Below are 21618 nucleotides of genomic sequence, written 5' to 3' on the forward strand. Positions count from 1 at the left end.
ATGGCAGAGTGATGAGGGCTCTGCGGTTATTGTTAATGTGTTAACAGTTATAATTAAGATGTTAACTATCGTCAAGCGTGACAGAATGACCGGCACTGGTTGCCTCGCCGGATTCGGTGCAGGATGAGTGCGACAGGTACCTGAATCAGAATAAAAAAGAGCACTGCGTGATGACCGACCGCCAGCCGATCCCGAACATCAACATTGGTCAGGTGTATGACCAGCGCTACAGCGACGCCGAAGTGCATTACGACCGGCTCGCCAACCTGGCGGGTTTTTTCGGCCGCAACATGCCGGTGCATCGCCACGACCGGTTCTTCCAGGTGCACTACGTCAAGAGCGGCACCGTGCGCGTGTACCTCGATGACCAGCAATACGTCGAATCCGGCCCGATGTTCTTCCTCACTCCGCCGACCATTCCCCATGCTTTCGTGACCGAAGCCGACAGTGACGGGCATGTGCTGACGGTGCGCCAGCATTTGGTGTGGCAGTTGATCGACGCCGACCCGAGCCTGGCGCCGGCTGGCATGCAAATGCCGGCCGCCTGCGTGGCCTTGGCGCAACTGGGGCCTGGGCACGCGGGTGAGGTGCGACGGTTGGAATACTTGTTCGAAGAGCTGAGCGAGGAGGTAGTGGCGGGACGTCCGGGGCGCAGTGCAGCGCTGGATGGGTTGACGCGGTTGATCATGATCAGCCTGTTGCGGCTGTGTTCCAACTCCCTGGAAGCCAGGCCGGCACGCCATGAAGACCTGAAGATCTTTCATCGCTTCAACGAGCTGATCGAAGCCCACTACCTGCAACATTGGCCGCTGTCACGCTACGCCGAGGGCATCGGCGTGACCGAGGCGCGCCTCAACGACGTGTGCCGACGCATCGCCGACCTGCCTTCCAAGCGCCTGATCATGGAGCGGCTGATGCAGGAGGCCAAGCGACTGCTGTTGTTCACCGGCAGCTCGGCCAATGAAATCTGCTACCAGCTCGGGTTCAAGGACCCGGCGTACTTCAGTCGGTTTTTCCAGCGTTACGCCCAACTCACGCCGGGGGAGTATCGCCAACGGCAATCGGGGTTGCGTTGAGCGCTTGCAGCGCTGTGACCGCAACACTAAGCTGCCGACTCGCCCATCCACACAGTTCGACCATGGCCAACCCCAGACCTTCTTTGACCCTGACGTTGTTGCAAGCCCGCGAAGCGGCGATGGCTTTTTTCCGCCCGGCGCTGAACCAGCATGACCTCACGGAACAGCAGTGGCGAGTGATCCGTATCCTCCATCAGCAAGGTGAGCTGGAAAGCCACCAGCTTGCCCATCAGGCCTGCATTCTCAAGCCGAGCATGACCGGTGTGCTCAGTCGCCTGGAGCGTGACGGCCTGGTGCGTCGGCAGAAGTCCAGCCAGGACCAGCGGCGGGTCTTCGTTGGCCTGACCGAGCGCGGCGAGCAGTGCTTCGTGTCCATGAGCGAGGGCATGGAAGGCAACTACCGGCGGATCGAAGAACAGTTCGGCGAGGAAAAGATGCAGCAACTGCTCGCCTTGCTCAATGAGCTCAAGAACATCAAGCCTTGAGCCATAAGCTTTTATGGCCAGAGACTACTCCCGCAGGTGAACACCCCTAGGAGCTGTCGAGCGGAAGCAATCTCTGGCCACAAAATCGCTTCACACCGTGCTGCGTTCACGCAGCTCCTGCAACCGATCAGCCCCGCCTTCAGCCACGCGATTGTCGATCAAACGATCAGAGCCGCCCTCGGCCACGCGATTCTGGATCAAACGATCGGACCCGCCTTCAGCCAGTTGATGCGCAGCCTGGGCCGGGGCGTTCTTTGCCGAGGCAGCGTTCGACAGGCCGACGCCGCCAACCAGTGTCAGGGCGATTGCCATGGACGAAAGTTTCGAGAAGTTGAACATGGTGATTCTCCTTGCGCTTGATTGAGTGGGCCGGTGGCAACGAATGTGTTGCTGTCCGGTGATCACAGTTAAACGCGCGGATGTATCGACGATGTGTGCCAGAAGGGGCGAAATCCATCATTTCGTATCAGCCCGCCTTGGATATACAAACCGATACAAACTCGGTAAGCGAGGGCGAGCGGATAGGTTCAAATGCCTGATCAGGGCTGGGCCAGGGCTTGCTTCAGCCGGTCCACCAATGCCGGGGTCATGTAGTGCGGGCCATCGAAGAGGTAGAGCGGGTAGCCCGAATAGGCCGCCAGTTGTGGCGTGAGCTCGGCGACGGTGGCGGCGCGGAAACCACCGCCGTATTGGGGGCGGAAGGCTTCGACGATGATCCGCACACGATCCTTGCCAAGCCGATCGCGCAGGGCATCGGCGTAGTTCCGGGCCACTGGGGCGGTGCGGGCGTAGACGCCGACGCCGTCCTGGAAAAACACGCCGATATCGTTCGGCAGCCATTGCTTGAGCCAGTCTGCGGTGGCGGTGGGGCCGATGTTGGCACCATCGTAGACACTGATCCACAGCGGCCGCGGCAGCTTGGCGAGCAGGGCCGGCAACTCCGTGGCGCCTGACCAGCTGGGGTCGACTTCAGCCGGAAAATACCAACCGGTGACATGCAATGGCGTGGGCAACCCAGCGATGCGCTCCGACAGCGCCGCCAGTTGCTCGATATCGTCCCGAGAGCGATTCTCGCTGAAATAGCCGGCCAGCCCGAGGATGACATCCTGGGCCCAGGGTGCCTTGGCGATGCGCGCCCAATCCGGCAGTACCGGCACGCTGGTCAGGCCGGTGCCGGGCACGAAGGCCTGGTCGTCCACCACCGTCCATTGCACCAGCAGTTCGTGCACGCCCAGTTTTTCCCAATTGCCGCTGATGCCGATGGTCTGGTTGTCCGGCTGCCAGACGATGCCGACGATGTTCGGTGCCGCGCGGGTGGTCATGTAGTACGTCCCTGTACCTGCGGCGAGGAGCGCGGCCAGTAACAGCGCCGCGACAGTCTTGCGATGGATGAACGTTGCGAAGCTTTTCAAACAAGTTCCTTCTGGATGCAGTGTAGTCGCGACTCGGCAAGACGAGCCGCTTTTCGTAGCGATGGACCGACTGGCACACCCAGCGGATCAATAGGAGTAGGTCAAGCGCGCGAACACCCCTTTGGCACGATCCTCGCCGAACACCCTGGCTCGGTATTGCAGGGAAAAATCCACATAGGAACGTGGCGCGTTGTAGGCGTCTTCCCGGAACCAATAGCGTACGTTGTTTCCTATCCCGATCCCCCCGGCGTCGCCGGAAGAAAAGCCGCCACCGGCCTCGCTCTTCATCTTCGAATCGTAGTCGATCGCCGCCACGACATGGGGGAAGGTCACCCAGCGCGAACCGGTCCCGCCGATGGCGTAGCTGCGACCCACTTGCCATTCGCTGTTGAAGTAATTGCGTGAGTCATTGATGTAATGGCCGACCTCGGCATACAACTGCGAGGTCCACCAGCTCGGCACATCGACCCGCAGGTCGGTACCGATGCTCGAACCGTAGCCCAGGCGCACCAGCCAGTCGCCGTCGACATTGGACGATCCAAGGGGGAAGGTGCGTTCAAGGGCGGCCATGATGTTGACGGAACTGAAGGGTTTGACCCGCACGCCAACAGCGCCTTGCAGGGCATCGGCGCCGGTGTCCGAATCGCTGTTCTTGCTCCACAGGGTATCGGTGATACGCCCGTAGAGTTCGACAAAGCGAGCGTTGCGATAACCCAACGGGCGCCAGGACAACTCGGTGCTGTTTTGCAGCAAGTCATTGCTTTGGCTGCCGCTGCCCCCGGTGCTCGGTGCGGCGCTCAAGCCACTGGAGCTGTTGCCGCGATAGCTGGTGGTGCTGGTCAGGCCCATCCTGCGCGAAACGTCACCCACGGCGCGACGGGTATCGAACAGTTGTTGCGCGGACATGGGCGTCTCTGCTGTTTCTTGCCCATCGATCACGCGTTTGAAGTACGCGACGGCTTCGTCGTCTTCATTGACACGCATGGCGTTGTAGGCCGCGTCCTGGGCCGCCGCCGGCTTCAGCGGCTCAGTGGCGTCGGCCTTGCGGAACGCGGCGTGGGCCGCCTCGTCATCGCCGCTGCGGACCGAGTCATAAGCAAGCTGCAAATCGCTCACCGGTGCCCGCTCATAGGTGTTGACCGGCCGGGTGGCGCACGTCAGGCCGAAGGCGCTTTCCTGACACTCCAGGACCGGTGCGTCGGAATCGTTGGCATCAAGCAACGCACTGTCGAGCAGTTGCTGGTTGGCGGCGATTTCCGGAGCCCAGGCCACGGCTTTGCGGGCCTTTTCCACAGCCAGGGCGCGGTTGCCTTGCTGCAGGGCGCGGTAGCCCTGGACCGCCAGCGGTGCTGCCAGTTGGCGGCGAATTTCTTTGCGTCGCATCAGCAATGTAGTGTCATTGGTGAAGACCCCTAGCGCATCGGTAACGGCTTGGTCGGCTTCTTCCAGATGTTGCTGGCGCTGCAGGGCGTCGACCAGTAGCAACCGGTATTCCCGGCGTCGGGGTGCCTGGGTGATGGCCTTGCGGGCCGATTGCGCGGCCAGGCCGAATTGTTCGCGATCATAGGCTTTGAAGCCCTGGGACGCGGCGGCGAAGCCCGGTGCTGGCGGCGCGGGGCGGGATGACCGGGCGGTTTGCGGCTGGTCGCGCAGTTTCTTGTCCCGCTCGGCCAACTCGATCAGTGTGTTCAGGCGCGTCACGTCGGCGCGCAGGCGCAGGGCTTCGCGCGCCTTGGCGATGGCCAGGTCGTAGTCCTTGCGCTCGTAGGCGCTGTAGGCCTCGTTGGCGGCGGTGTAGGCCGGCCCCGTCAACGGCAGCGGCAATGTCTCGGCAGACGCGAGCACGGGAATCAGGCTCAGCCCCGCGGCCAAGAGGGTCAGAAGGGGGCGGTTCATGCCGGAAGCTCCATGGGGTAGAGGCTGTGCTGGCGTGCCACCACCTGTTCGATCGTCGCCCGGGGCAATACGCCGCTGTCGACCAGGTAGTCGCCGATCCGGCCGTGATGCTGCGGACGATACTGCAGCATGGCGCGACTGAACTGATCGCGATCGAGCAGGCCCATTTCGATCAGCAGATCGCCCAGCAGCGGCGCGCTGGCATTCGGTACGGCATGACCGTTGTTCGCCGGCAATTGGCGCAACAACGCGAGAATTTCACTCTCCCGGGCGATCAGTTGCACCGGTTCGCTGCCCAGTTCGGCGCTGACCTGTTGCAGACCTTCATCGGAAAGCGGGTTGGCGACGGCGATCTGTTCACATCCTTCGCCATTGCGCCCCAGGGGAATGACGCGCCAGCGCAAGGCAAACTCGCTGGCCAGCGACGAGGTTGAGGCTGCGGCTTTTTCGGCCACATCGAAGACCCGCGGCAAGTCATTCTGGAACGCGATGGCTTCGGCCAGGGTTTCGTCGTCCAGCCAGCCGTTATTGAGCAGAATTCGCCCCAACGGCACATGACGCGACTGCTGTTCGTCGAGGGCGCTTTGCAGGTGGGTGTCAGTAATGGCTTGCCAGGACAGCAATACACTGCCCAGGCGACGCGGTGCGATGGCGACCAGGTCCGTGGACGGGAAGTCATGCATGGTCTTGTCCCAGACCAGCTTGCGGTTCATCACCTTGCCCACCAGGAACATGCGCCAGGCGCGAGAGGCGGCCATGAAGTTGACGAAGTTGCCCACCAGCATGCGCGGGATCGACAGCAGGCCGTGTTGCCAGCCATACAGCACCGTGGTGAAGTAGTAGCGGTGCACGATCCGCCAAGCCAAGGCAACGCCGTTGGCCAGCAACAGGTATTTGATCACGCCATTGGTTTCAAAGGGCGTAGGGAAACTGACGTCCCACAAGCCGCTGTTGCGCAGAATGATCAGGCCCAGCAGTTGCACCAGGATCACATAGGCAATGATGCTGATGAATGCTGTCACCACACCTTTGCGGTCGCGAAACAGCAGGTATCGGTTGGCCAGCGAGCCATTCCAACCCATCTGTTCCCAGCCTTGCAGGCCGATGCCGAGGGTCCAGCGAGCCTTTTGCCGAAAGGCAGTGCGAAAGGTATCGGGGAAAAACTCACGCACGCACAGCGGCATCGTCAGGGTCGATTCATAGGGCTTGCGGAACCAGGATTTGCGCAGCACCCGGAACTGCACCGGGAAGCGCACGAAAATCGCGTTCATGCCGACCTTGGCCAACCGCGCGCCGACGTCATAGTCCTCAGTGAGGCTGTCGGTGTTGAACGGTTGGTTTTCGGTTTCGCCGGCCAGCACCCGCAGGGCGCGATGGGAAAAACAGGTGCCCACGCCGGCCGAGGGCACGGTGTCGGTCATGCTTTCACGCACCACCAGGTCCTTGCCGTGCCATTCGGCGAACTCGTCCATGTAGACGCCCGCCACCCATTCGTACCAGTTGCGTTCCAGCGAGACCACCGGCAACTGGATCATGTCCTTGCGCGGCAACAGGTAGTTGAACAGGCGCAATTCCAGCGGATGCAGCACGTCCTCGCTGTCGTGCAGCACGACGCCGGCGAAGGTCATGCCATGGGTTTTCTCGTGCAGGAAAATCGCCTGGATCACCCAGTTCAAACAGTCAGCCTTGCAGGTCGGCCCGGCATGGGGCACTTCCACGCGGTGCAGCTGCTTGTAACGCCGGCGCATCCGCTCGACTTCGTCGATGGTGCGCTGGTCGTTGATATAGGTGCCGACGAAGACGACGTAGTTCTGGTAGTCGAGCGTCGACACCATGTTTTCGATCATCGGCGCGATGACGTCGTATTCCAGCCAGGCCGGCACCATGATCGCCAACGGCTGTTCGTCCCGGGCCAACAACTGCTCGGCGGTCAGCGGCCGGTATTTGCGATCCACGGTGAACTTGCGGTACAGGCGGCGAGACCAGTACCACACGTCAATGATCAGATCGTCCAGGCTGGAGATCAGGATCAGTACCGCGACCACAATGGTCGCGGCTTCCAGGTAGTTATAGTAGTGGGCCAGCCAATAGGGCCAATAAAGCGACGTCATCAAAGGTTACCGTTACTGGCGATTGCGACGGGCGTTACGGCCAGCCAGCAACAAGATAAGGAACAAGGCAATGCCACCGGGGATCAGCCAAAGCAGTGAGGGTTTGCGCCAGGCATCCAGCCCCTTGGGTTCTTCTTCGCCGATCAACTGGCTGCCGTTGGGATCCTGGGTATCGAAGATCGCCACGGCACCGTTGTCGCCCAGAATCGCCACATCGCCACGGGTCAGTACGACCGGCTTGGCCAGGCTCGGGGGCTGGTCGCCCAGGGCCCGATAGACCAGGCCGTGCTGGCCCGAGGTCTGCACCACTTGCAACGACGCCAACTGGTTGAGGCGCTGCACATCCAGCATCACCTGGTCCTTATGGTTGATCCGCAGGTGACCCTGCTCGTCGACCTGGACCGACTCCTTGCTGTCCTTGAGCGGCAGTTCGAACGCCAGGAAGGCTTTGTCCGGGCTGACGACGGCTTTCGGATCGGTGCTGACTTTCAACTGTGCGCGCTGCGGCGAGACACCCGAGGCGTCGGCCACCGGTATCACCTGGGCCAGGCTGCTGGCCGGATGGTCAAGGTAGGCCTGGGGAACGAGCACTTGGGTGTCTACGGCAAAGCGTGCGGCGATGCCGGCGAAATCGTCACCCAATGAGGTTTTGTCCAGCACGATATGGCTGGTAGGCAGTACGGACACCGGGAACGCCTGAGGCGTTTCGAGGCAACGGTCGCTGACCGGTTGGCGCTGGAACGAGACGCGCAGTACGTTTTTCGAACCCAGGGCGTAGCGTGGGATGTGAGCCTTGATGCGTTGGGGTTCGCCATCGGTGGTCAGTTGCTGGGCACCGATCAGGAAGTCATTGAAAAACAGCGAGGCCACGGGCGCGGTGTCCGAAGCGCCGGGTGCGGCGGAAACGTCGACCACCGCGGTGACAGGCAGGCGACCGTCATACGCCACGTTGCCCAGGGGGAACGAAGTGCTCCAGTCGAATCGCGAGGCCACGTCGAAGTTACCGGGAGCGCCGCCCAGTCGCGACAGGGCCACGCGGCCATCATCGCTCAATGGGGTTTGCGCTTCGTTCACGGTCAGTTGGCGGCTGCGCGCCAGCTTATTCCATGCAGAGCCGAACAAGGACAAGGCTTTGCCGGTCGCATCCGGGGCGATCGTCAGCACCGGGCGAGTGCCCAGCAGCGCCAGACGCACGTTGTCAGTGCCGGTGCCCACCATGGCGGCGTTGACGTGCGCATCGCGCCATTGGGTCAAGGCCGCTGCCGCCGTGGTGTCGACACCTTGTACCTGGCTCTGCAAGGCATCCAGGGACTGGTTGATGGCCTGGAGCAGTTGCGGGTCGCTGATGGCCAGGTCGGCCTGCAGGTTCGGCACTTGCCCAAGCATCAGCAGCGCACCGATTTCGGCTGGGTTGGCTAAGGTATGCTGGCCCTTGGCGTTGAGGCTGGCGAAGGCAGGAATGTTCAACAGTTCGGCCGGGACGCGCAGGTTGCTCAGGTCGACGCTGTCCTGCAGGGCAGGGAAGGGCAGGATACGGGCATGCTTGCCGATCCGCTCCAGGGCCACGCCCAATCGCCAGGCGGCATCATAGCTGCCGGCCGACAACGAACCCGGTGCGACCAGGATGCCGGGGTTGGCGGGCAGTGTCGTCCAGGCGGCGCCGACATCCTTCAGTTGGCTGGCATCGTAGCTGTAGTTCAGGCGGGTATCAGGCTGAATGCGCAGCACGTTGCCGATGACCCGGTCGTCTTCGCACAGCGGCCGTGAGACCACCGACGACCAGGCAATGCCCAGGCGTACCAGGCCGTTGTCCCGTGGGGCCTGGTCTACGCCCAGTTTAACGCTGGCATCGCCCTGCGCCTCGCTGAGGCCTTCGGCGCGCACCGGGTAGCCATCGAGCGACAACAGCATGGTATTGCGGCCGCCTTCGCCATTGAGATAGCTGGCGTCCAGTTGCAGTGTCGCATCGCTCAGGGTCACGCCAGCGGGTACCGGCAAATACAGTTCGCGTCGAGCGTCGCTGGCACCCAGCAGGATTGGCGCGGTGATGCCGAGGTCGCTCAAGCGGATCTCACGCTCCTGGTGGGTATCGGCGTTGAGTCGATGGATTGCCTGGGTAAGCGGGCTATCCGCAGCCAGGGCAAAGTTTGGCATGAGCGCGAGCAGGCTCAGGCCACAGGCAAGGGCGCTGAGCGCGCCCGTAGGGGGGGCAACGGAAGGCTTCATTCAGGCAAATCTCGATCTGATAAGGGTGGGTAGCAGTTATGAGGTGAAATCGGCGAGCAACTCGCGTGGCTCGGACAGCGGCGTGTGTAACGGCTCGTGGGCCGGTTGCAGCTGACCCGCGACAAAATCGTCGACCGCACGCCCCATCAGGGTGTCGACGATGCGCTGGCTGGCCTTGCCATCGCCGTAGGGGTTGACCGCCTGAGAGGTACGACGCCACAAAGCCACGTCGTCGAACAGCGCGTTCACGCCGGCAATGATCGAGGCCGGGGAGGTGCCGACCAGGCGCACGGTGCCAGCGGCCACGGCTTCGGGGCGTTCGGTGACGTCGCGCATCACCAGGACAGGTTTGCCCAGGGACGGGGCCTCCTCCTGCACACCGCCGGAGTCCGTGAGGATGACGTGGGCATGTTGCATCAGGCGCACGAACGCCAGGTAATCCAGGGGCTTGATCAGGTGCACATTGAGCAGGTCACCCAGTTGTTCGGTCACTGGCCCCAGTACATTGGGATTGAGATGCACCGGGTAGACGATCTGGATATCAGTGCGCTGGGCCAGCTCGCGCAAGGCTTTGCAGATGTCCAGGAAACCCTCGCCGAAGTTTTCCCGACGATGACCGGTCACCAGCAGTAGCTTGCGTCCGGTTTGCAGGAACGGGAACTGTTGGTCCAGATCACCGCGCAGTTGGGCATCGTCATTGATGCGTTGGGCAGTCAGTTGCAGTGCATCGATCACCGTGTTGCCCGTCACCAGGCAGCGGCCCTGCAGGCGTTCGCCCAGCAGGTTGTCGTGGGATTGGCCGGTAGGGGCAAACAGCAGGTCGGCACCGAGGTCGATGCAGCGACGATTCATTTCTTCCGGCCATGGGCTGTAGATATCGCCGGTGCGCAGCCCGGCTTCGACATGGCCTACAGGGATGCGCCGGTGGAAGGCGGCCATCGAGGCCACCATGGCCGACGTGGTGTCGCCATGGACCAGCACCCGATCCGGCCGGGTCTGTTCCAGGACCGGGTCGATGGCGCTGTACAGCGCGGCAGTCAGGGAGTTGAGTGTCTGGTGTGGCGTCATCACGTCCAGGGTGAAATCAGCCTTGAGGTCGAACAGATCCAACACCTGCTTGAGCATGCTTTGATGCTGGCCGGTGACGCAGATCAGCGACTCGATGCCGGGTTCGGCGGCAAGGGCCTTGACCAGAGGAGCCATCTTGATAGCTTCGGGACGGGTGCCGAAAATCGACAGAATCTTGATTCGTGGGACTTGAGTAGCGATGACGCCCTTCCTCGCGCAGTTTGCTGCGCCGCACAACAGTTCGCCCAAGTGCGGGCACGCACTTGAGTAAGTGATTTAATTTAAGTGGTTCCAATAATCCGAAAGGGGTTTTGCGCGTAAAGAAAGTTACGTGGTGGCACCTTGGTTTTTGGCCCGGAGATTAATAGCATCAAAGTGCGTGGCCGCAAAGTTTTTTATAGGAAGTTTTATTAATATTTTTTAATAGGTCTCATTGAGGGCGGGGAAATGGCTGTTAATTTGCTGGATTAATATTGTTTATTGTTGATTTTAAAGGGTTTTATTTTTGTTTTTTATTGTGGTGGTGAAAGGTGTGCTGTTATTAATTATTGGCGCCTGAAAAAACAAGATGGAACTTTTGCATGTCGTTAGACTGGCGCCGGAATGTTGTCGTGACTCGTAGTTGGTGGCCTTAAGTTAACTGTGTGCAAGGTGCTGTGACTGAGTTTTGTTCATTTTATTTTTATTAATTATGACGAACGGTTAATAAATAACTTTTAATCGGGCGTGCTGCTGTTCTTCAACCAAGGAAAGTCTGTGCCTGGTTTCGCCGGTATGGGGGTGGGTAGACCTGTAAATGCATAGCCGATAATCGCCCGTTTTGTCATGGGTTCGTGCCTGGGATATTGACCGTACTAACTGGTTGGTACATTTTAGGCGCCACATACGTCTTGCGACGCATTGCCAAGACCATAATAAAAAAATAGAGGAACACCTCATGCGAACCTGTCTGCAAACGCCCGACGCCTTTCTCTCGATCCGGCGCTTCTGGCCTGAAGCCCCTCGGAACACCTTCACTTGGATTCGATAGCGGACACCGCTGCCGTTCTATCGCGCCGGTTGGAACCCGGCACTCGACAATCCGAGAGGTCTTCAAGATGGCAAAAGTCGTCGACTTGTATTTCAAGCTGCTGAAGCTGCTGATCGTGCTATGCATGCTCGCAATGATCGTGCTGGTGTTCGGCAACGTGGTGCTGCGCTATGCCTTCAACTCGGGCATCAGTGTGTCGGAGGAGTTGTCGCGCTGGTTCTTCGTCTGGATGATTTTTCTCGGTGCCCTGGTGGCGCTCAAGGACCGTGCCCACCTGGGCATGGACAGCCTGGTCAAGCGCTTGCCGTCGGCAGGCAAGCGGATCTGCCTGGTCATCGGGCATCTGCTGATGTTGTACATCTGCTGGCTGATCTTCAGCGGCAGTTGGCAACAGGCGGCGATCAACCTGAACGTAGTCGCCCCGGCGTCGGGATTGTCCATGGCGCTGTTCTATGGCGCCGGCCTGGTGTTCGGCGCCAGTGCCGCACCGATCCTGCTCTACGAGCTCTACCTGGCGCTGTTCGGCAAGCTCGGGGATGACGAGTTGGTGATGGTCAAGGACAACGACGCCGAGGCGATCCCTCATAACCCCCGCACCCCTGATTCCATCAAGAGTACCCGCCCATGACGCTGGTTATTTTCCTCGGGTCGTTGATCGGCAGCATGGCACTGGGCATGCCTATCGCGTTTGCCTTGCTGGTGGTCAGCGTGGCGTTGATGGTTTACCTGGATCTGTTCGATGCGCAAATCATCGCCCAGAACCTGCTCAACGGCGCGGACAGTTTTCCGCTGATGGCCGTGCCGTTCTTCATGTTGGCCGGCGAAATCATGAACGTCGGAGGCCTGTCCAAACGCATCGTCAATATCGCCATGGCGCTGGTGGGGCATAAGCGCGGTGGTCTTGGTTACGTGGCGATCATCGCTTCCTGCCTGCTGGCGTCGCTGTCCGGTTCGGCCGTGGCCGACGCGGCGGCACTGGCTGCGTTGCTGGTGCCGATGATGGTGTTGGCCGGGCATCACCGGGGACGCTCCGCCGGGCTGATCGCCGCCGGCAGCATCATCGCGCCGGTCATTCCACCGAGTATCGGCTTCATTGTGTTTGGTGTGGCCTCCGGGGTGTCGATTTCCAAGCTGTTCCTGGCCGGTATCGTGCCGGGGTTGATGCTGGGGGCTGCGCTGGCCGTTGCCTGGTGGTACATCTCCCGCAGCGAGAACGTCGAGACACCGCCCAAGCGTTCCCGTGCCGAAGTGCTGCGCACGTTGCTCGATGGCAGTTGGGCGCTGGGCCTGCCCTTGATCATCATCCTGGGCCTCAAATTCGGCATCTTCACGCCCACGGAAGCGGCGGTGGTCGCGGCGGTCTATTCGCTGTTCGTGTCCCTGGTGATCTACCGGGAAATGAAGGTCAGCCAGTTGTACGAAGTGATCCTGTCCTCGGCCAAGACCACTTCGGTGGTGATGCTGCTGGTGGCGGCGGCCATGGTTTCATCGTGGCTGGTGACCATCGCCGACCTGCCGGGCCAACTGGCGGAGCTGCTGGCGCCGTTCATGGACAACCAGACCCTTCTGTTGCTGGTGATGATGGTGCTGATCATCCTGGTAGGGACGGTGATGGACATGACCCCGACCATCCTCATTCTCACCCCGGTGCTGATGCCGGCCGTCATCCAGGCGGGGATCGACCCGGTGTACTTCGGCGTGCTGTTCCTGATCAACACGGCCATCGGCCTGATCACGCCGCCCGTGGGCACAGTGCTCAATGTGGTTTGCGGAGTGGCCAAGCTGGACTTCGAGGAAATCGTGCGCGGGGTGTGGCCGTTCATGTTTGCGCAGTTTGTGGTGCTGTTCCTGTTGGTCCTGTTCCCGCAACTGGTCCTGGGGCCGTTGAAATTCTTCACCGGATAACCCCGGTGCTGTTAGCTCGACCTTAAAAACAATAACGATCGGAGAGTGACATGGGAAAACTGATGAAAACCCTGCTGGCCGGGGCGTGCGCGACGGGCTTGCTGTTGACCGGCGTGGCCAGCCACGCGGACGAAATCCGCGAACGGACCTTGCGATTCGCCTTTCAGAACGTCAAGGAACACCCCCAGGGCCAGGGTGCGCAGAAGTTCGCCGACCTGCTCGGTGAGAAGAGCGGCGGCAAGATCAAGGTCCGCCTGTTCCCTGGCGGTACGTTGGGCGGTGATGTGCAAACGGTGTCGGCGTTGCAGGGCGGCACACTGGACATCACGGTGCTCAACTCCGGCATCCTGGCCGCCCAGGCACCGGATTACGCCATGCTCGATTTCCCGTTCCTGTTCAACAACGTCGAGGAAGCCCACGCGGTCATCGATGGGCCGGTCGGGCAGAAACTGGCGGCGCAACTGGACAGCAAAGGGCTGGTAGGGCTGGGTTATTGGGACCTGGGCTTTCGCAACCTGACCAACAGCAAGCATCCGGTGACCAGGCTTGAAGACATGCAGGGCCTGAAGATTCGCGTGATCCAGTCGCCGATCTACCTGGAGACCTTCGCCGCCCTGGGCGCCAACCCCGTACCGATGGCGTTCCCCGAGGTCTACACCGGCCTTGAGCAGCACACCATCGACGGCCAGGAAAACCCTTTCACGGTGATTGAGGGCAACAAGTTCTACGAGGTGCAGAAGTACCTTTCCGTCACGGGGCACATCTTCAATCCGCAATCGTTGATCATCAGCCAGAAAACCTGGAACCGTCTCAACGACGATGAAAAAGCGATGATTCGCGCGGCCGCGGCCGAGGCGCAAACATTCCAGCGTGAAGTCACGGCGGCGAGCATGGACAAGGCCAAGGCCACGTTGGCCGCTGCGATGACCGTCAATGAAATCACCCCGGCCGAGAAAGATCGCTTGCGTGAGCGGGTGAAACCGGTGGTCGACAAGTTCGCCAAATCCCTGGATGGCGACCTGGTGAAGACGATGTACGAGGAAATCGCCAAGGTGCGCGCAGCGCAGTGAGGTGAATGGGCCTGCCCGGAACAGACCCCATCACAGGTCCCTTGCGGGGCGGCCCCAGGATTCACATCGCCACAGATCCCCTGTGGGAGCGAGCTTGCTCGCGATTGCAGTGTGTCAGTCAACCTCAATGCGGCTGACTTGACGCCATCGCGAGCAAGCTCGCTCCCACAGGGATTTTTGTTTTGGCCAACGGTTATTCGGCGGCTGGAACGGCCAGCCACTGGCCAATCACCTTCTGGTAGCTGCCATTGGCCTTGCTCAGGTGCAGCCACTGATCCACGTACATCTTCCAGGTGTTGTCATCCCGTGGCAGCAGGTAGGCCTTCTCGCCATATTGCAGGTAGCGGGTCGGGTTGACGGCGCACAGGCCGGGCTTGAGTTTCTGTTGGTAGAGTGCTTCCGAGGCGTCGGTAATCATCACATCGGCTTTCTTGTCCAGCAGCTGCTGGAAGATGGTCACGTTGTCATGGAAGCTGAGCTGGCCGTTGGGCAGGAACGCCCGGACGAAGGCTTCGTTGGTGCCGCCGGCCGGCTCGACAAGGCGCACCGAAGGCTGGTTCATCTGCTCGAGGGTCTGGTAACGCTCCTTGTCTTCGCAGCGCACCAGCGGGATCTTGCCGTCCACGTCCAGGGTGGTGCTGAAATAGGCTTTCTTCTGACGCTCCAGCGTCACCGAAATCCCACCCATGCCGATGTCGCATTGGCCTGCAACCATATCCGGCATCAGGGTTTTCCAGGTGGTCTGCACCCATTGCACCTTGACGCCGAGGCTGGCGGCCAGGGAACGCGCCATGTCGATGTCGATGCCTTCGTATTCGCCTGCTTCGGTTTTAAAGGTATAGGGCTTGTAGTCGCCGGTGGTGCATACCTTCAGTTCGCCGCGTTGCAGGACCTGGTCCAGCAGCGAAGGTGCCGGTTCGGCCAAGGCGCCGCAAGAGAGCGCCAACAGGCCACAGAACGTCATCGAGCTTGTTATGGTTTTCATCGTGAGGGGACGTCTCGTCGCGGAGGGAAACAAGGTCAGGAGTGTAGTAAAAGTGTTGGCAGGCTGTCACTGGAGCATGGCTGACGACCTGTCAGCAGACAGCGGTCTCAAAGGGGCGTCGCTGCAAGCTTTCCAGGTAGGCGCAGAACATATCGGCCATGGCGTCGCTGTAGATGGCAACGTCCGCGGGCGAGCGGGGCGTTGATGAAAAGCGCTTACCCACGGCACTGAGCGTGCTGATGACCAGGTCACCTGCCAGGGCGCGGGTTTGTGCCGGGGCGTCTGGCAATGCCTGCAGCATGAAAGCGTCCACCGACTGTTGCACCGACATCCGCGCCGCCTGGTGCTCGGGGGCGTCGCGGTAGAGCGGGGCGGCATCGTTGAGGGCGACGCGAATCTGGGCCTCGTTGCATTCGGACTGGATGAACGCCTGCACCAGGGTACGCAGGCGCTCGAAGGGCGGCTTGAGATTGTCTTCAAGAATCTCGCGCAGCATGTCGCTGGTTTGCCGCCATTCGTCACTTTGCAGGCGGAACAGGATCGCCGCTTTGTTCGGGAAGTATTGATACACCGAGCCGACGCTGACGCCCGCCCGCTCGGCAACACGGGCCACCGTGAAACGTGCCGCGCCCTGGGTCGCCAAAACCTGAACAGCCGCCTCCAGAACCGCGGCGACGAGTTCGGTGGAGCGTGCCTGTTTCGGCTGTTTGCGCGAGGAAATCTGCGGGCTTGAGCGTTCGGACATGGGGGCAAGAACCTCGGCGGGGAATGCGAATAGGAAACGCGGCGGATTGTTCGTATCTTGAATGCGACGAATTGATCGCATTCTAGTCGGCTCAACAGGCAGCGTTCAACGTCACATCGCATCCTTTCCGTGGGTAGGGTTATGACACAAGACAATATTCATCTCGGCGCTTCTTCGGCGTCTCAGGCAATCGTCGAGGCCAATCCGGCGCTCAAGCTGTTGCCGCTCACGTTGACCGTATTCATCGGTTTCCTCACGATCGGCATGCAACTGCCTGTCTTGCCCCTCCATCTGCATGACACGCTGGGCATGGGCACGCTGGTCATCGGCCTGGTGGTCGGCGCGCAGTTCGCCGCGGCGCTGTTGTCACGGGCCTGGGCCGGCAATTTTGCCGACATGCGCGGTGGTAAACGCGCGGTCGTGACCGGGCTGGTGACAGCCGCGGTTTCAGGGCTGGTCTATCTGCTTTCCCTGGCGTTCGTTGCCACGCCGGTCACGTCGGTCTGGCTCTTGTCGGGCGGTCGGGTGCTGCTGGCGATTGGCGAAAGCCTCATTGTCACCGGTGCGCTGGGGTGGGGCATCGGCCTGGTGGGGGCGCAGCACGCCGGCAAGGTCATGGCCTGGAATGGCATCGCCATGTACGGCGCCTATGCCCTGGGCGCTCCGCTTGGCGTGGCGTTGAATGGCGGCTGGGGATTCATGGGCATTGCCACGGCCTCGATGTTCATTCCGCTGCTGGCCTTGGCGATTGTCGCGGGCGTGCGGGCTGTCGCCCCTACGGCGACCCGGCGTACACCGTTCTACACGATGCTCGGTGCTGTGTGGGTTCCCGGCATGGGCTTGGCGTTTTGCAGCGTCGGCTTTGGTGTCCTCACGGCGTTCATTGCCCTGTTGTTCGCGGCCAGGGATTGGGGCAACGCTTCCTTGGCGTTCACGGCGTTCGGTGTGGCTTTCATCGCTGCGCGCCTGCTTTTCGGGCACCTTCCGGACAAGATTGGCGGCCCCCGCGTCGCGCTGGTCTGTGTATTGATCGAAACCGTTGGGTTGCTGCTGATCTGGAGCGCCGACACCGCGACCATGGCTTATTGGGGCGCGGCTTTCACCGGTTTCGGTTATTCCCTGGCGTTTCCCGGCTTCGGCGTGGAAGCGGTACGGCGCGCGCCACCGCAGGCACGCGGTCTCGCCATGGGGGCCTATGTCGCGTTTCTTGATATTTCCCTGGGCATCACCAGTCCGCTGGCCGGTTTGTTGGCGAGTGGCTGGGGCATTGGTGCGGTTTACCTGGCCGGCGCCATTGCCGTTGGGCTGTCCTTCGGGGTGGCCCTGATGCTGCTCAGAGGACGGGAAGCACAAGTTCAATACAAATCCTGAGCCTTCGATGGGTTATAAGATTTTCGGTCTCGTTTTTTTAGAACAGGAGCGTTGCATATGCACGTATTCGTTACCGGTGCCACGGGCTGGGTTGGGGCCTCCGTGGTACAGGATCTGATCGCCGCCGGGCATCGGGTCACCGGCCTGGCCCGATTCGAAGAAAAAGGCGCCGCACTGGCTGCGACAGGCGCGAAGGTGATTCCAGGCACTTTGGATGATCTCGAGGTCTTGCACAACGCAGCCTCGGCGGCGGACGCGGTGATCCACACGGCGTTCAATCATGACTTTTCCCGATTTACCGAAAATGCCCAGCAGGACCGCCGCGCCATCGAAACGTTGGGCGATGCCTTGCGGGGCTCCGACCGGCCGTTGCTGGTGACGTCGGGCCTGTTTGGATTGACGCGAGGCGCGAGTGAACTGGAAGTGGTGAGCCCGGCCTCGCCCCGCAAGTCCGAAGCCGCCGCCCGGGACCTGGCCGAGCGTGGGGTGCGTGTGGCGACGGTGCGGCTGGCGCCCTCGGTCCATGGCCTCGGCGACCATGGGTTCGTGCCGATCCTGATTCGCCTTGCCCGGGAAAATGGCGTATCGGCTTACCCCGGTGATGGCAGTCATTGCTGGTCGGGTGTGCATCGACAGGATGCCGCACGGGTCTATCGGCTTGCGCTGGAGCAGGGCGTGACACAGTCGGTCTACCATGCGGTCGCCGACGAGGCCGTGCCGTTCAAGGACATTGCCCAGGCGATCGGTCGTGGCCTGGGGTTGCCGGTCGAATCCCGGGAGCGCGAGCATTTCGGCTGGTTCGCCCACATGGCGGGGGCGAACATGGCGGTGTCCAGCGAATACACCCGTGCCTTGCTGGGCTGGACGCCAAGCGGCCCAGGTTTGTTGGATGACCTTGAACACCCTGGTTATTACGCTGGATAAGGGGCACCTGTGGCGAGGGAGCTTGCTCCCGCTGGGTTGCGAAGCGACCCCAATATTTTACGGTCGCTGCGCAACCGAGCGGGAGCAAGCTCCCTCGCCACAATGGTTTCTCTAGCGGGAAATGATCCCGTGGTCGATCGCGTATTTCACCAGGGCCGCAGGCTTGTCGATGTTCAGCTTGCGGCGGATGCTTAGGCGATGGGTTTCGACGGTGCGTACGCTGATGTCCAGTTCACGGGCCATTTCCTTGTTGTTCAGGCCCTGGACCATTTTGTACAGCACCTGGCTTTCCCGTGGCGTCAGCTCGTTGTCGGTGTGCGGGTCGGTGGCGAGCCGCTGGGCGATCTCGGCACTGTAGAAGGTGCCGCCGCTGATGATGGCTTCGATGGCCGCGATGATCTCCCGCGACGGTGCGTTCTTGAGCACGTAGCCGCTGGCGCCGGAACGCACGGACTCGCTCACGTACTCATAATTGTCGTACATGCTGAGGATCAGGATCTTGAGGCTGGGGTATTGCTTGCCCAGCAGCCGGGTCAGCTCGAGCCCGTTCTTATCCTTGAGGCCGATGTCCATCAGCAGCAGGTCCGGTTGGCAGCGACCGACCATTTCGATCGCTTGCGCGCCGTTCTCGGCTTCGCCCACCACATCCAGTTGCGGCATCACCGACAGCAGGGCCCTGATGCCGTCGCGGACCAGGGAATGGTCATCGACCAGTGCGACGCGAATCACGGGCGGCAGGTTCATCGACGAGTGCTCCTGTTGGCGTGGGCGGGCATCAGCTTTGCGTGACCGAGAGGTTCATGGGCAGCAGGATGTCCAGTTCGCTGCGGCCCGGCACGGACGTCACTTCCAGGCGTCCGCCGAAATGCTCGACCCGCTCGCGGATATTACGCAGGCCGATGCCGGCATGGCCGCGTTCCACTTGCGGGACGTTGAACCCCATCCCGTCGTCGACCACCGTCAGTCGCAAGGACTGGCTGGAGCCGAACAGGGTAATGCCGACGCTTTTCGCCCCGGCATGGCGCTCGATATTGGTCAGGGCTTCCTGGGCGATGCGAAACAGCGAGACAGGGGCGCCATTTTCGAGGCGGCAATCGAATTCGTTGCTTCGATAGGACACTTCCAGACCGCTGCGCTGCTGGAATTCGGTGGCGAGCTGGCCGATGGCGGCGGGCAGGCCCAAGGTGTCGAGCAGGGACGAGCGCAAGTCGTGGGAGATACTGCGGATCTCGCCGATGGCTTCGCCGAGCCGGTCGGTGGCGTTCTTCAGGATGCCCAGGCCATTTTCCTGGCCGTTCTCCAACACGTGGCTGGCCAGTTCGAACTGGAATTTTATCGACACCAGCAGTTGGCTGATGCCGTCATGCAGCTCACGGGAAACCCGCGAGCGTTCTTCTTCCTGCAAGCTGACGATGCGCTGGTTCAAGCGCTGCAGTTTTTTATCGGCCAGGCGATGTTCGCTGACATTGAGGGTCATGCCACCGGCAAACACCAGCAGGACCGCCACCAACGCGATCGCGGCGATGGCTTGCATGGTGGTGTGGATGCCATGGGCGACTTCGTCACGGGCCTGCTGGGTGGCGCGCTCGACATCTTCCAGGTAAATCCCGGTGCCAAGCATCCAGCCCCACTTGTCCAGCATCACGACATAGGCCAGCTTGTCGGTCACCTGGCCGGAGGAGGGCTTGTTCCAGGCGTAGCGCTGGAACCCTTCGCCCGACTCGGCGCTTTTGATCAGCGCCTGGATGACCGGCAGGCCGTGGGGGTCCTTCATGTCCCAGAGGTATTGCCCCACCAACTCCGACTGGCGGGCATGCATGAGGCTGCGGCCCTGGCGGTCATACACGAAGAAGTAACCGTTGATGCCGAAGCTGAGCTTGCGCAGTTCTTCCAGGACCTGCTGTTGCGCCCGCGCGTCGCCCTGGCCGTCGTTGTACAGCGGTGCGATCAGGCTCTGCGCCATCTCGACATAGTTCTTCAACTCGGCGCGCTTGCTCGCCAGGATGCTGTCTTCGATCAGTTGCGCCTGTTGATCGCCCAACTGGCGGTTGAGCGAGATCACCAGGGCGCAGATGACCGCGATGGCCAGGACCAGCGGCAAAATCCCGAGGGCGACGATTTTGTGTTTGAGCAGCATCTGTACTCCTGTCCGGGCTCGGCGGGGAGGCGAATGGCGGCATCATATGCCAAACCCATGGGTGAGGCATAAGACCTGTGGGAGCGAGCTTGCTCGCGATGACGTCGGATCAGCCAGCCTGGATGTCGCCTGACACAATGCCATCGCGAGCAAGCTCGCTCCCACAAGGGAATCGGGTTCTACGTAGTACTACGGATTTATTTATTGACGGCTTGCAGGGATATTGGGCCGGCTCCGAATAGCCGGGGCACACTATAAAAACAATCGCCGCAATCCACTGGATATCGGCAGGAGACATGCAATGACAACCCGTCTGGTTAAACACCTCGCCTGGTTTGCCGTGGCTGTTCTAGGAGCTTGTGCGTTGAGTGTCGTGGCCTTGCGCCGCGGTGAACCCATCAACGCCCTCTGGATCGTCGTCGCCGCCGTGGCCATCTACCTGGTCGCCTACCGCTACTACAGCCTCTTCATCGCCAACAACGTGATGCAACTCGATGCGCGCCGGGCCACCCCCGCCGTGCTCAACAACGATGGCCTGGACTACGTCCCGACCAACAAGCACATCCTCTTCGGCCACCACTTCGCGGCCATTGCCGGCGCGGGGCCGCTGGTCGGGCCGGTGCTGGCGGCGCAGATGGGCTACCTGCCCGGCACGCTCTGGCTGATCGCCGGCGTGGTGCTGGCCGGTGCCGTGCAGGACTTCATGGTCCTGTTCCTGTCCACCCGCCGCAACGGTCGCTCCCTGGGCGACATGGTGCGCGAGGAAATGGGCCGCATCCCCGGCACCATCGCGCTGTTCGGCTGCTTCCTGATCATGATCATCATCCTCGCAGTGCTGGCGCTGATCGTGGTCAAGGCCCTGGCCGAGAGCCCGTGGGGCATCTTCACGGTGATGGCGACCATCCCGATCGCGATGTTCATGGGCCTCTACATGCGCTACATCCGCCCGGGCCGCATCGGCGAGATTTCGCTCATCGGCGTGCTGTTGCTGCTGGGTTCGATCTGGCTGGGCGGGCAAATCGCCGCCGACCCGGTCTGGGCCAAGGCCTTCACCTTCACCGGGATCCAGATCACCTGGATGCTGATCGGCTACGGTTTCGTCGCGGCGGTGCTGCCGGTGTGGCTGATCCTGGCGCCGCGGGACTACCTGTCGACCTTCCTCAAGATCGGCACCATC

Annotated in this window: 18 protein-coding genes; 8 read left to right on the plus strand and 10 right to left on the minus strand. The window is 61.4% G+C overall.

Features of this window, described 5'->3' with window-relative positions:
* Positions 1-170 precede the first annotated feature (170 nt).
* Both hpaA and hpaR read left to right on the plus strand, forming a co-directional pair.
* Positions 171-1076: a 4-hydroxyphenylacetate catabolism regulatory protein HpaA gene (gene hpaA / locus BLO80_RS10685; protein WP_092333905.1), complete on the plus strand. Its 906-nt coding sequence runs from the start codon at positions 171-173 to the stop codon at positions 1074-1076.
* Between the two features lie 62 nt (positions 1077-1138).
* Positions 1139-1561: a homoprotocatechuate degradation operon regulator HpaR gene (gene hpaR, locus BLO80_RS10690; protein ID WP_092333907.1), complete on the plus strand. Its 423-nt coding sequence runs from the start codon at positions 1139-1141 to the stop codon at positions 1559-1561.
* A gap of 90 nt (positions 1562-1651) precedes the next feature.
* On the opposite strand, the gene BLO80_RS10695 is transcribed toward hpaR, so the two are convergent.
* From BLO80_RS10695 to wecB, 6 genes are all read right to left on the minus strand, one after another.
* Complete coding sequence (locus BLO80_RS10695; protein ID WP_092333909.1) at positions 1652-1900, minus strand: phage infection protein; 249 nt, start codon at positions 1898-1900, stop codon at positions 1652-1654.
* 200 nt (positions 1901-2100) lie between these two features.
* Positions 2101-2883 carry an alpha-amylase family protein gene (locus BLO80_RS10700; protein ID WP_092333935.1) on the minus strand — a complete coding sequence of 261 codons (783 nt, stop codon included), beginning with the start codon at positions 2881-2883 and terminating at the stop codon, positions 2101-2103.
* Between the two features lie 177 nt (positions 2884-3060).
* Entirely contained in the window at positions 3061-4869 is a 1809-nt protein-coding gene (locus tag BLO80_RS10705) for a bacteriophage N4 adsorption protein A (RefSeq protein WP_092333911.1), read from the minus strand.
* Positions 4866-6980, minus strand: coding sequence for a glycosyl transferase family protein (locus BLO80_RS10710; protein ID WP_092333913.1), 2115 nt, complete (start codon positions 6978-6980; stop codon positions 4866-4868). Before BLO80_RS10710 ends, BLO80_RS10705 begins: the two co-directional genes overlap by 4 nt.
* A gap of 12 nt (positions 6981-6992) precedes the next feature.
* The gene (locus BLO80_RS10715; RefSeq protein WP_092333915.1) at positions 6993-9206 is read right to left on the minus strand and encodes a hypothetical protein; all 2214 of its coding nucleotides are present in this window, start codon (positions 9204-9206) and stop codon (positions 6993-6995) included.
* Between the two features lie 36 nt (positions 9207-9242).
* On the minus strand, positions 9243-10475 hold the full coding sequence (gene wecB / locus BLO80_RS10720; protein ID WP_092333937.1) for a non-hydrolyzing UDP-N-acetylglucosamine 2-epimerase: 1233 nt from the start codon (positions 10473-10475) through the stop codon (positions 9243-9245).
* An 896-nt stretch (positions 10476-11371) separates the two neighbouring features.
* Here wecB and BLO80_RS10725 point away from each other — a divergent pair.
* The 3 genes from BLO80_RS10725 to BLO80_RS10735 are packed head-to-tail and all read left to right on the plus strand — an operon-like array spanning position 11372 to position 14279.
* Positions 11372-11932, plus strand: a complete 561-nt coding sequence (locus tag BLO80_RS10725) for a TRAP transporter small permease (RefSeq protein WP_092333917.1) — start codon at positions 11372-11374, stop codon at positions 11930-11932.
* On the plus strand, positions 11929-13209 hold the full coding sequence (locus BLO80_RS10730) for a TRAP transporter large permease subunit (RefSeq protein WP_092333919.1): 1281 nt from the start codon (positions 11929-11931) through the stop codon (positions 13207-13209). Before BLO80_RS10725 ends, BLO80_RS10730 begins: the two co-directional genes overlap by 4 nt.
* Positions 13210-13259: 50 nt before the next feature.
* Positions 13260-14279: a TRAP transporter substrate-binding protein gene (locus tag BLO80_RS10735; protein WP_092333921.1), complete on the plus strand. Its 1020-nt coding sequence runs from the start codon at positions 13260-13262 to the stop codon at positions 14277-14279.
* Positions 14280-14472: 193 nt separating this feature from the next.
* On the opposite strand, the gene BLO80_RS10740 is transcribed toward BLO80_RS10735, so the two are convergent.
* Positions 14473-15264: a transporter substrate-binding domain-containing protein gene (locus tag BLO80_RS10740; RefSeq protein ID WP_092333923.1), complete on the minus strand. Its 792-nt coding sequence runs from the start codon at positions 15262-15264 to the stop codon at positions 14473-14475.
* A gap of 91 nt (positions 15265-15355) precedes the next feature.
* Complete coding sequence (locus BLO80_RS10745) at positions 15356-16009, minus strand: TetR/AcrR family transcriptional regulator (RefSeq protein WP_092333925.1); 654 nt, start codon at positions 16007-16009, stop codon at positions 15356-15358.
* Positions 16010-16150: 141 nt separating this feature from the next.
* Here BLO80_RS10745 and BLO80_RS10750 point away from each other — a divergent pair, with 141 nt between their 5' ends.
* Positions 16151-17380 (plus strand): arabinose transporter, encoded by a 1230-nt coding sequence (locus tag BLO80_RS10750; RefSeq protein ID WP_092333927.1) that lies wholly within the window; start codon positions 16151-16153, stop codon positions 17378-17380.
* Between the two features lie 57 nt (positions 17381-17437).
* On the plus strand, positions 17438-18304 hold the full coding sequence (locus tag BLO80_RS10755; protein WP_092333929.1) for an SDR family oxidoreductase: 867 nt from the start codon (positions 17438-17440) through the stop codon (positions 18302-18304).
* Between the two features lie 111 nt (positions 18305-18415).
* On the opposite strand, the gene BLO80_RS10760 is transcribed toward BLO80_RS10755, so the two are convergent.
* Together BLO80_RS10760 and BLO80_RS10765 are read right to left on the minus strand one after the other, a co-directional pair.
* Complete coding sequence (locus tag BLO80_RS10760) at positions 18416-19048, minus strand: response regulator (protein WP_024619432.1); 633 nt, start codon at positions 19046-19048, stop codon at positions 18416-18418.
* 31 nt (positions 19049-19079) lie between these two features.
* Complete coding sequence (locus BLO80_RS10765) at positions 19080-20441, minus strand: cache domain-containing protein (protein WP_092333931.1); 1362 nt, start codon at positions 20439-20441, stop codon at positions 19080-19082.
* Between the two features lie 301 nt (positions 20442-20742).
* Between BLO80_RS10765 and BLO80_RS10770 the strand changes: the two genes are divergently transcribed.
* A partial coding sequence (locus BLO80_RS10770) for a carbon starvation CstA family protein (RefSeq protein WP_305882514.1) occupies positions 20743-21618 on the plus strand: 876 nt, incomplete at its 3' end.

The organism is Pseudomonas sp. NFACC56-3 (assembly GCF_900100025.1).
GTDB classification, from domain to species: Bacteria; Pseudomonadota; Gammaproteobacteria; order Pseudomonadales; family Pseudomonadaceae; genus Aquipseudomonas; species Aquipseudomonas fluorescens_AA.

Coding starts and splice junctions, on each gene's coding strand:
- hpaA (WP_092333905.1), top strand. CDS start 171: ATGACCGACCGCCAGCCGATCCCGAACATCAACATTGGTCAGGTGTAT.
- BLO80_RS10750 (WP_092333927.1), top strand. CDS start 16,151: ATGACACAAGACAATATTCATCTCGGCGCTTCTTCGGCGTCTCAGGCA.
- hpaR (WP_092333907.1), top strand. CDS start 1,139: ATGGCCAACCCCAGACCTTCTTTGACCCTGACGTTGTTGCAAGCCCGC.
- BLO80_RS10710 (WP_092333913.1), bottom strand. CDS start 6,980: ATGACGTCGCTTTATTGGCCCTATTGGCTGGCCCACTACTATAACTAC.
- BLO80_RS10735 (WP_092333921.1), top strand. CDS start 13,260: ATGGGAAAACTGATGAAAACCCTGCTGGCCGGGGCGTGCGCGACGGGC.
- BLO80_RS10715 (WP_092333915.1), bottom strand. CDS start 9,206: ATGAAGCCTTCCGTTGCCCCCCCTACGGGCGCGCTCAGCGCCCTTGCC.
- BLO80_RS10700 (WP_092333935.1), bottom strand. CDS start 2,883: ATGACCACCCGCGCGGCACCGAACATCGTCGGCATCGTCTGGCAGCCG.
- BLO80_RS10695 (WP_092333909.1), bottom strand. CDS start 1,900: ATGTTCAACTTCTCGAAACTTTCGTCCATGGCAATCGCCCTGACACTG.
- BLO80_RS10730 (WP_092333919.1), top strand. CDS start 11,929: ATGACGCTGGTTATTTTCCTCGGGTCGTTGATCGGCAGCATGGCACTG.
- BLO80_RS10745 (WP_092333925.1), bottom strand. CDS start 16,009: ATGTCCGAACGCTCAAGCCCGCAGATTTCCTCGCGCAAACAGCCGAAA.
- BLO80_RS10705 (WP_092333911.1), bottom strand. CDS start 4,869: ATGAACCGCCCCCTTCTGACCCTCTTGGCCGCGGGGCTGAGCCTGATT.
- BLO80_RS10740 (WP_092333923.1), bottom strand. CDS start 15,264: ATGAAAACCATAACAAGCTCGATGACGTTCTGTGGCCTGTTGGCGCTC.
- BLO80_RS10765 (WP_092333931.1), bottom strand. CDS start 20,441: ATGCTGCTCAAACACAAAATCGTCGCCCTCGGGATTTTGCCGCTGGTC.
- BLO80_RS10755 (WP_092333929.1), top strand. CDS start 17,438: ATGCACGTATTCGTTACCGGTGCCACGGGCTGGGTTGGGGCCTCCGTG.
- BLO80_RS10725 (WP_092333917.1), top strand. CDS start 11,372: ATGGCAAAAGTCGTCGACTTGTATTTCAAGCTGCTGAAGCTGCTGATC.
- BLO80_RS10760 (WP_024619432.1), bottom strand. CDS start 19,048: ATGAACCTGCCGCCCGTGATTCGCGTCGCACTGGTCGATGACCATTCC.